Origin of the sequence: uncultured Eubacterium sp. (assembly GCF_934525195.1) — a bacterium.
Classification (GTDB): domain Bacteria; phylum Bacillota; class Clostridia; order Oscillospirales; family Acutalibacteraceae; genus Eubacterium_R.
The window spans coordinates 54,940-68,836 of record NZ_CAKSZA010000006.1; the positions used below are offsets into that span (position 1 = coordinate 54,940).

The window sequence follows — 13,897 nt, forward strand, 5'->3', positions numbered from 1 at the left end:
CGATTATGAACATTGTTGTTGCAAGTGATGATAATTATGCACCTCATTTGGAAACATTGATTGTCTCCATTGGAGAAAATAATAAAACGATTGATTCCATTATTGTTTATATTCTTGATGGAGGCTTGTCTGAACATTCAAAATTATCAATTTTGAGACTCAAAGATAAATATGCAAATCTTATATTTAAGTTTTATCTTATGACGGAAGAAATAATTCAAAGAAAACTTGGGGGTTCGGTATTAAAAGACAGAAGTCTTTCTGCCTATGCAAGAATTTTTATTCCTGAAATTATTAATGATAATAGAGCTATATATATGGATGTGGATGCTATTGTAATGGGTGATTTAACGGAATTATATGATATTGATATTATTGATTACGCAATCGCAGGTGTAATAGATACTAATCCTATTCAAAGACATAGAAATGTTGGATTAGACGATGAACAAATATATATTAATACCGGTATGATATTATGGAATTTAGATAAATGCAGAGAAATTGATGCAGTAAAGCAGTGTGTGGACTTCGTGCGTAGTCGTAACGGGGATGTTGATGCAATGGATCAAGGAACAATAAATGGTGTTTTGGGAAAACAGAATTTGATAAAATCGATTCATCCAAAATATAATACGTTTACAAGTTTGTTTCAATTTGATCATAATGAAATTTTATCTTTTTATGGCTTAAATCGTTATTATTTAGATAGTGAAATTATTGAAGCAAGAAAAAATCCTGTTTTTGTACATTTTACACCAAATATGATAACCAGACCGTGGGTTAAACATTGTAAGCATCCTTTGAAAAATGAGTATTGGAAATACCGCAGGATGACAAGTTATAGTAATGAAATTTTAGAACCTGATGTGCGAAAAATGAAATTAAAGTTACTTTCATGGGGATATTTTCATTTACCTTTTTTCTTTTTTAAAAAATTATTAGGATTGTTAAAATAATGAATATTTGTTTTTTAGGTCATTATACAGCCGGAGGAACAGAGCGAGCAACATTTTTAGTCGCTAATGAATTGAATAAAAAGCATAAGGTTTTTGTGATTAATACTTGTGACAGAAAACCATATTTTAAACTCGATGGTATTACTATGGATTATCTGCAAGGAGGTTCAATGTTTAATCGAGTTGTTTTTCTTACTAAGTATTTAAAGCAAAATGAGATAGATGTACTTATAACTGTTGAATCCTTGACAGGAGTTATTTCTATACTTGCAACTAAATTTGCTCATTGCAAGCATATTGTATGGGAACATGCAAATTATTATCAAAATCAAGGAAGTAAGTATATTCAGAAAATTCGGCAATTAGAATTAAAAAATGCCGATGCATATGTTGTTTTAACTGAACGAGATAAAGAAAATTTTGAAAATCACTTTAAAATTAAAACTAAACTAACTCATATTTATAATATTACAGATGAAAGAAAATCAAATGAATATAATATAAATTCAAAAATAATTATAAGTGCCGGACATATAAGAAAAATTAAAAATTTTATTATAATTCCTGATATAGCAAAATTTGTTTTTGAAAAGCATCCTGATTGGTGCTGGAAGATATACGGTGGAGAAAACGGAGAACAATATCTGGAGTTAAAGCAAAAAATAAAGAATTATGGTTTAGAAAAAAATGTACTTTTATGTGGTCGATGCAACAATATGGATAAAGCCTATCAAGAAGCTTCAATGTATGTAATGACTTCTTTGCAAGAAGGATTGCCAATGGTTTTGCTTGAAGCTAAATCAAATGGTTTACCGTTAATTAGTTTTGATATTGAAACGGGACCATCAGAAATTATAAAAGATGGAATAAACGGATATTTGGTACAATCATATGATATTGAAATTATGGCAGCGAAAATAAACGAATTGATCGAAAACGATGAATTAAGAGTTTCAATGTCTGACAAATCAAAATTAGGATTGGGAAAATTTAGCAAGGATGCAATAATTGATAGTTGGATAAATCTTTTGGAGGAAATATGAATAATCTAATTAGTATAATTGTACCGGTATATAATGCGGAAGCGTATTTAGAAAAGTGCGTTGAATCTTTAATTAATCAAACTTATAGAAATATAGAGATTATTCTTATTAATGATGGTTCAAATGATAGTAGTGAAAGAATATGTTTAAAATTTGCAAATAAAGATAAAAGAGTAAAATATTTTAAGCAAATTAATTCCGGAGCTGCTGCGGCTAGAAACAAAGGCCTCGATAATGCAAGCGGTAATTATATTGGTTTTGTTGATAGTGACGATTTTGTAGATGAAGATATGTTTGAAGTTTTATTAAAGTTTGCTTTGGATAATGATGCAGATGCTTCTCAAATTTTATCAAGAAGAGTTACTGACGAGGGAAACATCATTAATCAGCAGTTAATTAATGTTACTGAAAATACAGAATTAGTTTGCTATAATTCAAATCAAGCAATAGAGCATTATTTGCTTGGGAATCATTCATTGTGGTCTCATTTGTATAGGGCAACTTTATTTAATGATTTAAGAATTCCAGAAGGAATGTCTGGAGAAGATTTAGCAATAATTATTCCGTTATATAGTAAAGTTAACAAGGTTGTTAAAATTAATCAGTATAAATATAATTATAGATATAATACAAAAAGCGTGACAAATTCAAAATTAAATCAGAGATCAATAAATTTATATTATGAGTATAAAAATCAAATAACGCGCTATTACAATAATCAATATTATGTCGAAATATTAACTTATACGCAGTTTAAAACGCTTAATGGAATAATCAATTCTATTGTGTTGTTTGGGGACAGAGGCTTTGATAATAATGAAGAATACTTTAAAAAAGAATTAAAAAGAAATTTCCCAATATTTCAAGCGAATAAGTATATTAGTTTAAATCAAATAAGGAAAATAAAACTTTATTTGTTTTCAAGATCTATTTATAAAAACTTATTAAGAGTGAAAAGAAAGTATTATAAACGTCCGCTTTATGGAGAAGAATAACTTTTATTTATGAGGAAATATAATGAATAATAAAAGAATGGCAATATCGTTAATAGCTAATATTATTGCGTTTGCTGTAAATATGGGGATAAATTTTTTTCTGACACCATATATAGTAAATCGTGTTGGATCAGAAGCTTATGGGTTTGTTTCATTGGCTAATAATTTTACTAATTATGCGATGATTCTAACAATAGCTTTGAATTCTGTGGCTGGACGTTTTATAACAATAGAATATGAAAATAAAAGATATAATGAAGTACAAAGATATTTTTCTTCAGCACTTTTTGCTAATATTTTTATGTGTGTTGTTTTATTAATTCCATCGATATTGTGCGTATTCTTTTTAGATTCGATTTTAAGCATACCAGAAAAAATAGTAAATGATGTAAAAGTGCTATTTGCTTTTATTTTTTCATCTTTTTTTGTAACATTGATAAATGCTACATATTCTACTTCTTTATTTGTTACTAATAGAAAAGATGTCGAAGCACAAAGAAATATAGAATCTTATATTTTAAAAGCCGCAATATTAATTGTTGTGTATATAGTTTTCAAACCGGCAGTTTATTATATAGGAGTTTCTATGTTGTTGACTTCCGTTTATTTGTTACTGACAAACATTCATTTTACAAAAAAATATTTGAATAAGATACATCCTACTTTACATTCTGCATCAAAAGAGAAAATTAAAATATTGATCTCATCAGGTATTTGGAATTCTTTGACTAAATTAAGTAATATATTAACTGATGGTTTAGATTTATTAATAACTAATTTATTTATTGATTCTCAAGCGATGGGGGTACTTTCAATTGCAAAAATCTTACCAAATGTTATTATAACATTGGTAAGCACAATAGCCGGAGTATTTGTTCCTAATTATACAATTGCATATGCACATAATGATAAAAAAGAATTCATGTTAAAAATTAGGCAGTCAATGATCGTTAGTGGAATTATGTCAAATATGTTTTTAGTTGTTTTAGTCGTTTTAGGAACTGATTTTTATAGTCTTTGGGTACCTTCTCAAGATAGCAACCAACTTTACAAGTTATCGCTTCTAACAATAGCTGGAATGATGATAAATGGAGGAATACAGTGTGTTTATAATATTTTTACTGTAGTAAATAAAATTAAGGTAAATGCTATTGTTAATCTTGTGACAGACTTTGGAATAATTGGAACAGTTTTTTTATTGTTAAAAACAACAAATTTAGGTATATATGCTATTGCTGGCGTAAGTTCTTGTGTAATTATTTTGAGGAGTATTTTCTTTTCAATACCATATGCCGCTTATTGTTCGAAAATTAAGAAGTGGTTTTTCTATAAACAGGTTATTTTAAATTTAATTGCATTTGGTATATCATTGATAATAGTGAGATTTTTTAAACAGCATATTCAAGTTGATTCATGGATTAAGTTGATATTGCAAGCAATGATTAGTTGTGTTATTTCTTTTATTGTAAGTTCTTTAATGGTTACAAATAAACAAGATAAAAAAAGTATCTTTTTAAAATTGAAGAAAGGTTTTGGTTATGAAAATTATTAGTAGAATAAAAAAATTATGGTATACATTTACTTGTAACAGCTATAAAATTCAACAGATTAGAAATGAAGAATTTGTAAAAGCAGGTGGAAAATTAGGGAATAACTTTCATGGTAATGGAACATTTCCTCATGCAGAACCGTATTTGATAGAAATAGGGGATGATGTAACAATTGCAAGCGGCACTCATTGGGTTACTCATGATAATTCTGTAATAAAACTAGGAATAAATGCGACTGATTATTTTGGAAAAATAAAAATAGGTAATAATTGCTTTATTGGAACAAATGTGACATTGTTACCGGGGGTTATGCTTGGTGATAATACAATTGTAGGTGCATCAAGTGTAGTGACAAAAAGTTTTCCAAATGGTAATGTTGTTATTGCGGGTAATCCAGCTAAAATTATTTGTACTGTCGATGAGTTTAAAGAAAAAAAGAAAAATATTTGCATCAATATTGATGAATTGGGCAGAGATAAAAAGAAAGAAATATTATATTCTTTACCAGAAGAAAAGTTTGAGCACAAATAAATAAAAAAAGAGAAATAGTATGAAAAACGAAAACAGAATTGTCTACATAGATTTTTTTAGAGGAATTGGTATTCTTCTTATGGTAATGGGTCATATGTCATTTGGCGGGCTGTATGGGTTTGGTCCTGAATTTGATAAGTTTATATACGCTTTTCATATGCCTATGTTCTTTGTTATTTCGGGATATTTTTTTCATATGAAAGATAACTATAAGGTGTTTTTTAATCAAAAATTAAAAACGCTAATTTTACCGTATGTATTTTTTGGATTTTGTTATAGTTCTTTGTGGATATTGTCGAACAAAGCTACAAATTTTAAACCTGTTTTAAGATTATTGTGGAACAATGATTCGGATTTGCCATATGAAGGTGCGCTATGGTTTTTAACAGCAATCTTTTTTTCATATGTAATTTACGATTTAATACATAGGCTTGTTTATAGAAAAGAATATATATTATTTATAACAGTTATATGCGTTGCAATAGGACATTTAACTTGCTTTTATAATATTGATCTTCCGTGGTCATTAGACGCAGCTTTGATAGGAGTTGGTTTAATGTATTTTGGTGAATTGATACACAGGAAAAAACTATTATATTTGAAGTGGTATTGGTTAATCGCTTTGATTGTTGTAGTTGGACTTGGTATATATTTAAATAAACCTGTAAATATGAATAGTGGAATATATGGAAATGTTTTATTATTTTGGATAAATGCAATTGGAGCCACAGTGGTCGGACTGAATTTGAGCAGATTATTGTGCTGTAAATTTTCAAAAAGTATAATTATTAATTATTTTTCTTGGATAGGAAATAACTCGATAGTTTTTTTATGCTGTAATCATTTACCGATACTTTTTGTATCAAGGTTTTTATTGCGGTTCGGATTGTCAAATACAGTTTTAGCAACAATAATTTCAATGATGTTAATTTCGTTTATTTGTTTAGTGTTTATAAATACACCATTAATTTTATTTATAGGAAAATATAAAAAGAAAAACAATAGAACTTAAGAAGGGATATTATGCAAAATATTGAGTTAAAAAACAAAATGGTTTTAATAACAGGTGCTGCTGGCTTTATTGGCAGTAATCTTGTTCTTGAATTGTTAAAGACACAATCTCCAATAAAGATTGTTGGAATTGATAATATGAATGATTATTATGATGTGTCAATTAAGGAATGGCGCTTGAAGCAGATTGAAGTTTGTGCAAATAATCACGATAAATCAAGATGGAACTTTGTAAAAGGTGATATTTCTGATTCGTCGCTCATTAATTCACTATTTGATGAGTATCAGTTTGATATTGTTGTAAATCTGGCTGCACAGGCCGGCGTTCGTTATTCAATTACAAATCCTGATACATATATTAAGTCTAATTTGATAGGCTTTTATAATATTCTTGAGGCTTGTCGACATTCTTATGATAATGATAATACAGGAGTAGAACATCTTGTGTATGCTTCTTCTTCGTCGGTTTATGGTTCTAATAAAAAAGTTCCTTATTCCGTTGAAGATAAAGTTGATAATCCCGTCTCACTTTATGCCGCAACAAAAAAGAGCAATGAGTTAATGGCTCACGCTTATTCTAAATTGTATAATATTCCATCAACAGGACTTCGTTTCTTTACTGTTTATGGTCCTGCCGGACGACCGGATATGGCATATTTCGGTTTTACAAATAAATTGCTTAACGGTGATGTGATTCAAATTTTTAATTATGGAAATTGTAAGCGTGATTTTACATATATAGATGATATTGTAGAGGGCGTAAAACGAGTAATGACAGGTGCGCCGGAAAGAAAAATTGGGGATGACGGCTTGCCTTTGCCTCCATATGCTGTATATAATATTGGAAATCAAAATCCTGAAAATCTTTTAGATTTTGTTGATGTTCTTCAGCAGGAATTAATCAGAGCAGAGGTTTTGCCTGAGGATTATGATTTTGATGCTCATAAGGAACTCGTTCCAATGCAACCCGGGGATGTTCCTGTAACTTATGCGGATACAAGTGCATTAGAACGTGATTTCGGATTTAAACCAAGCACTGATTTAAGGACAGGATTGCGTAATTTTGCCGAGTGGTATAAAGATTTTTATTTGGATAAAAGGAGAAAATAATGAAAATTGCTGTTGCCGGAACAGGATATGTCGGACTTTCTATTGCTACGCTGTTATCACAAAAAAACGAAGTAGTTGCTGTTGACATAATTCCTGAAAAAGTTGAATTGATAAATAATAGAAAATCACCGATTCAGGATGATTATATCGAAAAATATTTGAAAGAAAAAGAATTGAATTTGACAGCAACGTTAGACGCGCTAAATGCTTATAAGGACGCTGATTATGTTGTTGTAGCTGCGCCTACAAACTATGACAGTAAAAAGAATTTTTTTGACACTTCTGCTGTTGAAACCGTAATAGAAACGGTTATAGAGGTTAATCCAAATGCAATTATAGTTATTAAGTCTACTATTCCGGTTGGATATACGGAACAAATCAGAGAAAAATATCAAAATGAAAACATTATTTTTAGTCCTGAGTTTTTAAGAGAGTCAAAAGCTCTTTATGATAATTTGTATCCTTCCAGAATTATTGTTGGAACAGATTTGAATAATGATAGACTTGTAAAAGCCGCTAATGACTTTGCTAAGCTTTTGAAAGATGCTGCATTGAAACCTAATGTTGATGAATTGATTATGGGGTGTACCGAGGCGGAAGCTGTTAAACTTTTTGCTAACACCTATCTTGCTTTAAGAGTATCGTATTTTAACGAGTTAGATACATATGCCGAAATGAAAAACCTGGATGCGAAAGCGATAATAGAGGGCGTATGCTTGGACCCAAGAATAGGAAATCACTATAATAATCCGAGTTTCGGATATGGTGGATATTGTTTGCCGAAAGACACCAAGCAGTTGCTTGCGAATTACGCTGATGTTCCTCAAAACATGATGTCTGCAATAGTAGAGAGCAATAGAACGAGAAAAGATTTTATTGCCGACAGAGTATTAGAAATTGCAGGGGGATATGGAGCAAATGGAGAGTATAGCGCAGAACTTGAAAAAGAAGTCGTTGTTGGCGTTTATAGATTAACCATGAAATCAAATTCTGACAACTTTCGCCAAAGCTCGATTCAGGGCGTTATGAAAAGAATAAAAGCAAAAGGTGCAACTGTAATTATTTATGAACCGTCACTCGAAGATGGTACAACATTTTTTGGAAGTAAGGTTGTAAATGATCTTGAAGCTTTTAAGAGTCAAAGTGACGCAATTATAGCTAATAGATATGATTCTTGTTTAGATGACGTTAAAGATAAAGTTTATACACGTGATTTGTTTTTTAGAGATTAAAAATATAATATTGATAAAATGAAAATAGTGCGTTGTGTTATTTTGCAGGCTTAACTGTGCTACTGGCAATTTAGGATAAAAAAGATGGATATATGATACAGAAATTCGAATGTTGAGGCGTTGAAAGTTATTGTGTTTTTCATTAAGTTTTATTGTTAATTATTGCCAATCCTTTAAAAACAACTGATTCCGTTTTGTGGGGTCAGTTGTTTTTTTATAATATGAAAAATATTGAATATAAGAAAATTTAAAAATAAAAGCATTAACTTTTAATTTTACAATAATTTAATAAGCGAGTAAAGGAAATGCAGAAAATAGAGAATATTTATGGACAAGTGCTATTTATTTTGACAAAAATATTTACAAAGCTGAAAATGTGTGGTATACTTTAATTGTTCTTATAACATACCAAGAACAATTGGGTTACTACAAAAAGGTAGAAAACCGAAAAGCTCTGACGGCTCCTTTTTGGAGCCGTTATCTTTTTCTATCAAAAAGGAGAAACATTATGAAGTACGGTATCGGATTGGATTGCGGAATCACATCTGTTGGCTATTGTGTAATAGAGCTGGATTCAAATGATGAGCCTAAAAGAATTGTTCGTCTTGGCTCGAGGATTTTTGACAAAGCCGAAAATCCAAAAGACGGCAGTTCTCTTGCAAAGCCGAGGAGAGAGGCGAGAGGACTTCGCCGAAGAATAAGACGCCATCAGCACAGGCTTCAACGCATTAGGTATATGCTTGTAAGTGATGGAATTGTGACTCAAGATGAGCTTGACACAATATTTCAAGGTCAACTGTCCGATATATATGAAATAAGAACAAGGGCACTTGATGAACCGATAAACAATGTTGAGTTTGCAAGGGTGCTTATTAATCTTGCGCAAAGAAGAGGTTTTAAGTCAAACAGAAAAGTTGACGAAAACACAAAGGATAAAGAAACAGGAAAACTCCTCGGTGCTATTGAAAAAAACAGGGAAAACATTGCCAAAAACGGCTACCGTACAGTCGGCGAAATGCTGTATAAGGACGAAAGATATTCAAAGTACAAGCGTAACAAGGGAGAGGATTATCTCAACACGGTATCTCGTGATATGATTGCCGATGAAATAAAGATGATTTTTTCTGTTCAACGCAGTTTTCGAATGCATTTTGCAACGGAGAAAATTGAAGCAAAATACACGGATATAGTTATGTCACAAAGACCGTTTGATTTAGGTCCGGGCGAGGGCAATGAAAAATCTCCGAGTCCGTATTCAGGCAACCAAATTGAAAAAATGGTTGGCAGATGTACTTTCTTCCCTGATGAATATCGTGCGGTAAAAGCAAGTTATTCTTTTCAACTTTTTTCGCTTTTGCAGGGGATAAACAATATCACTTTGGTTGATGACGGAGGCAACGCATTTCCTCTTTCGCAACAGGAGCGTGATGAATTAAAGGAATATTGCTTTAAAACAAAGTCGGTTACTTATGCTTCAATAAGAAAAAATCTTAAAATTTCGCCTGATTTAAAATTTAAGAATATTACTTATACCGAAAAAGGTGTTGAGGAGTCGGAGAAAAAGACAAAATTTCAACATCTGAATATTTATCATCAAATGAAAAGCACATTGGGCGATGCTATGAATTCGCTCTCACATGATGAACTTGATGAAATCGGCAGAATATTTACATTCTATAAAAACGATACAAAGATAGTTGAAGCCCTCGAAAAAACAGACATAGACAAGGGTCTTTATCCTGCACTTTTAAATCTTCCGTCATTTAGCAAAACAGGACACATCAGTGTTAAGGCGTGCAAATTGCTTATTCCGTTTTTGGAAGAAGGCAAAACATACAATGAGGCTTGCGAATGCGCAGGTTTGGATTTTAAGGCGCACAGCAATTCCGAAAAGCAAATTTTGCTTCCGCCAAAATCAGATGAACTTGACGATATCGTTAATCCTGTTGTAAGGCGTGCGGTGTCACAAACCGTTAAGGTTGTAAATGCAATAATCAGAGAAATGGGAGCTTCGCCTACTTATCTTAATATAGAACTTGCACGAGAACTTTCAAAGAGCAAGAAAGAGCGAGATGAGATTGAGAAAAATTATCTGCTTAACAGAGCTAAAAATGAAAAGATAAAGAAAGAGATTGTTGATAATTTTGGTTTTGAGCCAAAAGGACAGGATATTGTTAAGCTAAAACTATATCATGAGCAAGACGGAATTTGTCCGTATTCATTAAAATTAATCGAATATGACAGATTGTTTGAGGTTGGATACGTGGATATTGACCATATAATTCCATACAGCGCTTGCTTTGACGACAGCTACAACAATAAAGTTTTGACTTTTTCTTCTGAAAACAGACAAAAGAGGAATCGTGTTCCGCTTGAATATTTGGCTGAAAATAAAAAATCGGATTATCGTGTTTGGGTAAACAGCTATATCCGAAATTACAGAAAAAAGCAGAATTTGCTTAAGGAACATTTTACAGAAAAGGACAAAGAGGACTTTAAGCAAAGAAACCTTAATGACACAAAATATTTGAGCAGAGTTCTTTATAATTACATAAATGACAATTTGATTTTTGAGGATTTCGCAAACGGCAGAAAACGACATGTTATTTCTGTTAACGGTGCCGCAACGGCTCTTATGCGTAAATGTTGGGGCATTGACAAAATCAGAGAAAACGGTGATTTGCACCATGCTGTGGACGCTGCGGTTATTTCTTGCGTAACTCAAGGAATGGTGAACAAAATATCAAAGTATTCGTTTTACAGAGAAACTATGTTTGATGTTGATTATCGCACAGGAGAGGTCAAAGAGCGCTTCCCGCTTCCGTATCCGAACTTCAGGAAAGAACTCGAAGCAAGAAGCGAAATTGAAGATGAAAAGCGACTTAAAAGTGTGCTATTGTCATTTTCAAATTATAGCTATGACGATGCCGAAATTGCAAAACCTGCTTTTGTATCTCGTATGCCTCGCCGAAAGGTTACGGGTCCTGCACATAAGGACACAATTCGTTCGGGTAAGGTTGACGGATATAAAATTTCAAAGGTTGAGTTGACAACACTTAAACTCAAAAACGGTGCTATAGAGAATTATTATAATCCCGAAAGTGATACTTTGCTTTACAATGCACTTTTGCAAAGGCTTATTGAGTTTGACGGAGATGCAAAACAAGCATTTGCAGAGGAGTTCCATAAGCCAAAAGCAGACGGGACACCGGGGCCGATTGTAAAGAAAGTTAAACTCATTGAGCGTTCATCATCAAGTGTCAAGGCGAGAAATGAAAACAAACTCGGAATTGCAGATAACGGCTCAATGATTCGTATAGATGTGTTTTATGTTGAAAATGACGGCTATTATTTTGTTCCGATTTATGTTGCCGACACTATAAAACCGACATTGCCTAATCTGGCTTGTGTTCCCGGTGGAAAGTCGTGGAAAGAAATGGATGATAAAAATTTTGTATTCTCGTTATATCCAAATGATTTAATTCGCATAACGGCTAAAAAAGATATGAAATTCAGTGTGGCTAATAAAGACAGCACCTTGCCGGCAAATAAATATGACAATGAAGTGCTTGCTTATTATGTAAAAGCCGGAATTTCTACTGCAAGTATTACTATTGAAACTCATGACGGTGCATATACTATTCCGAGTTGTGGTGTTAAATCATTGGTTAATATCGAAAAATTTACCGTTGACCCGCTTGGAAATATTAACAAGGTCAACAAGGAAAAACGAATGTATTTTAATTAATTATGGCTTACAGAAATATTTTTATTGCAAACGAAGCAAAGTTGAAATTGAAAAATAATCAGTTGATTGTTTTTAACGGCGAGGAACTTTCGTTTCCTATTGAGGATATTCGTTCGATTGTGGTTGACAATCCGTACACCTCGCTTACGGGTAAGTTGATGTCAAAACTCGCAGACGACGGAGTTTGTTTGATTATATGCAACGACAAGCACATTCCGTCTTGCGAGCTTTTGCCGATCGGTTCATATTGTCGAATGAATAAGCGAATTAATCTTCAGTTTTCTCAATCGAAGCCACGGCTTAAAAAGATTTGGCAAAAAATTGTGCAGGCAAAAATTAACAATCAAGCAAAATGCCTTGAACTTAATGAAGTTGATGAGTCGCAAACTCTTTATTCGATTTCAAAAAATGTTGCATCGGGAGATACAACAAACAGAGAGGGCTATGCTGCGAGATTGTATTTTAAATCGCTTTTTGGTGATGATTTTAAACGAGATGATGAAAACAGCATAAACGCTGCGCTTAATTACGGATATGCGATTTTGCGTTCGTTTATTGCCAAAACAATTGTTGCTTATGGGCTTGAGCCGTCACTTGGCTTACATCACAAAAGCCAGCTTAATCAATTTAATTTGGCAGATGATATTATTGAGCCGTATCGACCTATTATTGACAATTTTGTTTATCAAAATTATGTTGAGTGGGGCGAAGAATTTTTTACTCCGCAAAAGGCAGAACTTCAACTTTTGCTAAACTGTGCGACCGAAATTGACGGCAACCGTCACAGCGTGGCAAATGCAATAGAACTTACAATTCAAAGCATAATTTCTTCGTTTGAAAATGAAGAAATTGCATTGAAATTACCGAATTTGATTGATATATCATATTTTAATTATGACTAAGTTTATGAGGATGATTGTATTCTTTGACCTGCCGGTTACAGAAAAAGCCGCACAAAAGGCGGCAACTAAATTCAGAAATTTCCTTATCAATGATGGCTATTTGATGGTTCAGTATTCTGTTTATTCAAGAGTTTGCAATGGCTATGATGCGGTTAAAACACATGAAAAACGGCTGAAACAACATTTACCGCCAAACGGTTCGGTGCGATTGCTTACGATTACCGAAAAGCAGTACGAATCTATGCAGATTTTGCTCGGCGAATATATCCAATCGGATATTCCCGTTGCATATGAGCAGTTAACTTTGTTGTAAAAAAGAGAAAAGGCACAGCAGAAAATCAATTCTGTTGTGCTTTTTTATCTCAAATTTTTCTTGAAACGCCCTAATTTACTGCGCTTTTTGTTCCCATATTATAACATACCAAGAAAAATTAGGGAACTACAATTTGCAACACCTGCGATTACAAATGTGATGGATTATAACATACCAAGAAAAATTAGGGAACTACAATATAAAAAGCGTTGTGCCTCTTGTCTTTTGTATTATAACATACCAAGAAAAATTAGGGAACTACAATTGCCGTTTCAATGATAATTAATACCGGGGCATTATAACATACCAAGAAAAATTAGGGAACTACAATGGCGCGGTTATGTAGGTAGAGAAAATGAGTATTATAACATACCAAGAAAAATTAGGGAACTACAATTCTTATATCTCTTATTCTTTGATATTTGTAATTATAACATACCAAGAAAAATTAGGGAACTACAATACGGTCACGAAAATCAAGGAATACATATAATTATAACATA

The 13,897-nt window shown here is 32.2% G+C and carries 11 protein-coding genes and 1 CRISPR repeat array (1 of these 12 cut by a window edge); all 11 genes read left to right on the plus strand.

What is annotated here, in order from left to right; genetic code table 11:
* Positions 1–5 precede the first annotated feature (5 nt).
* The gene (locus tag Q0E03_RS07035) at positions 6–959 is read left to right on the plus strand and encodes a glycosyltransferase family 8 protein (protein WP_297130933.1); all 954 of its coding nucleotides are present in this window, start codon (positions 6–8) and stop codon (positions 957–959) included.
* The gene (locus Q0E03_RS07040; protein WP_297130935.1) at positions 959–2,002 is read left to right on the plus strand and encodes a glycosyltransferase family 4 protein; all 1,044 of its coding nucleotides are present in this window, start codon (positions 959–961) and stop codon (positions 2,000–2,002) included. Before Q0E03_RS07035 ends, Q0E03_RS07040 begins: the two co-directional genes overlap by 1 nt.
* Positions 1,999–2,997 carry a glycosyltransferase family 2 protein gene (locus tag Q0E03_RS07045; RefSeq protein ID WP_297130938.1) on the plus strand — a complete coding sequence of 333 codons (999 nt, stop codon included), beginning with the start codon at positions 1,999–2,001 and terminating at the stop codon, positions 2,995–2,997. The genes Q0E03_RS07040 and Q0E03_RS07045 overlap by 4 nt, the downstream gene beginning before the upstream one ends.
* Positions 2,998–3,019: 22 nt before the next feature.
* The gene (locus Q0E03_RS07050; RefSeq protein WP_297130941.1) at positions 3,020–4,549 is read left to right on the plus strand and encodes a lipopolysaccharide biosynthesis protein; all 1,530 of its coding nucleotides are present in this window, start codon (positions 3,020–3,022) and stop codon (positions 4,547–4,549) included.
* Positions 4,536–5,078, plus strand: coding sequence for a DapH/DapD/GlmU-related protein (locus tag Q0E03_RS07055; protein ID WP_297130944.1), 543 nt, complete (start codon positions 4,536–4,538; stop codon positions 5,076–5,078). The genes Q0E03_RS07050 and Q0E03_RS07055 overlap by 14 nt, the downstream gene beginning before the upstream one ends.
* A 19-nt stretch (positions 5,079–5,097) precedes the next feature.
* Complete coding sequence (locus tag Q0E03_RS07060; protein ID WP_297130947.1) at positions 5,098–6,090, plus strand: acyltransferase family protein; 993 nt, start codon at positions 5,098–5,100, stop codon at positions 6,088–6,090.
* Positions 6,091–6,101: 11 nt separating this feature from the next.
* On the plus strand, positions 6,102–7,199 hold the full coding sequence (locus Q0E03_RS07065) for a GDP-mannose 4,6-dehydratase (protein WP_297130949.1): 1,098 nt from the start codon (positions 6,102–6,104) through the stop codon (positions 7,197–7,199).
* A complete protein-coding gene (locus Q0E03_RS07070) occupies positions 7,199–8,431 on the plus strand; it encodes a nucleotide sugar dehydrogenase (protein ID WP_297130952.1) in 1,233 nt (410 codons plus the stop codon). The genes Q0E03_RS07065 and Q0E03_RS07070 overlap by 1 nt, the downstream gene beginning before the upstream one ends.
* A 508-nt stretch (positions 8,432–8,939) precedes the next feature.
* Entirely contained in the window at positions 8,940–12,179 is a 3,240-nt protein-coding gene (cas9, locus tag Q0E03_RS07075) for a type II CRISPR RNA-guided endonuclease Cas9 (protein WP_297130955.1), read from the plus strand.
* 2 nt (positions 12,180–12,181) lie between these two features.
* Positions 12,182–13,081, plus strand: a complete 900-nt coding sequence (cas1, locus tag Q0E03_RS07080; protein WP_297130958.1) for a type II CRISPR-associated endonuclease Cas1 — start codon at positions 12,182–12,184, stop codon at positions 13,079–13,081.
* Positions 13,074–13,394, plus strand: a complete 321-nt coding sequence (cas2, locus tag Q0E03_RS07085; RefSeq protein ID WP_177664507.1) for a CRISPR-associated endonuclease Cas2 — start codon at positions 13,074–13,076, stop codon at positions 13,392–13,394. Before cas1 ends, cas2 begins: the two co-directional genes overlap by 8 nt.
* 97 nt (positions 13,395–13,491) lie before the next feature.
* Positions 13,492–13,897: direct repeats of the CRISPR family, unit length 36 nt; unit sequence ATTATAACATACCAAGAAAAATTAGGGAACTACAAT; it runs 355 nt beyond the window's last position.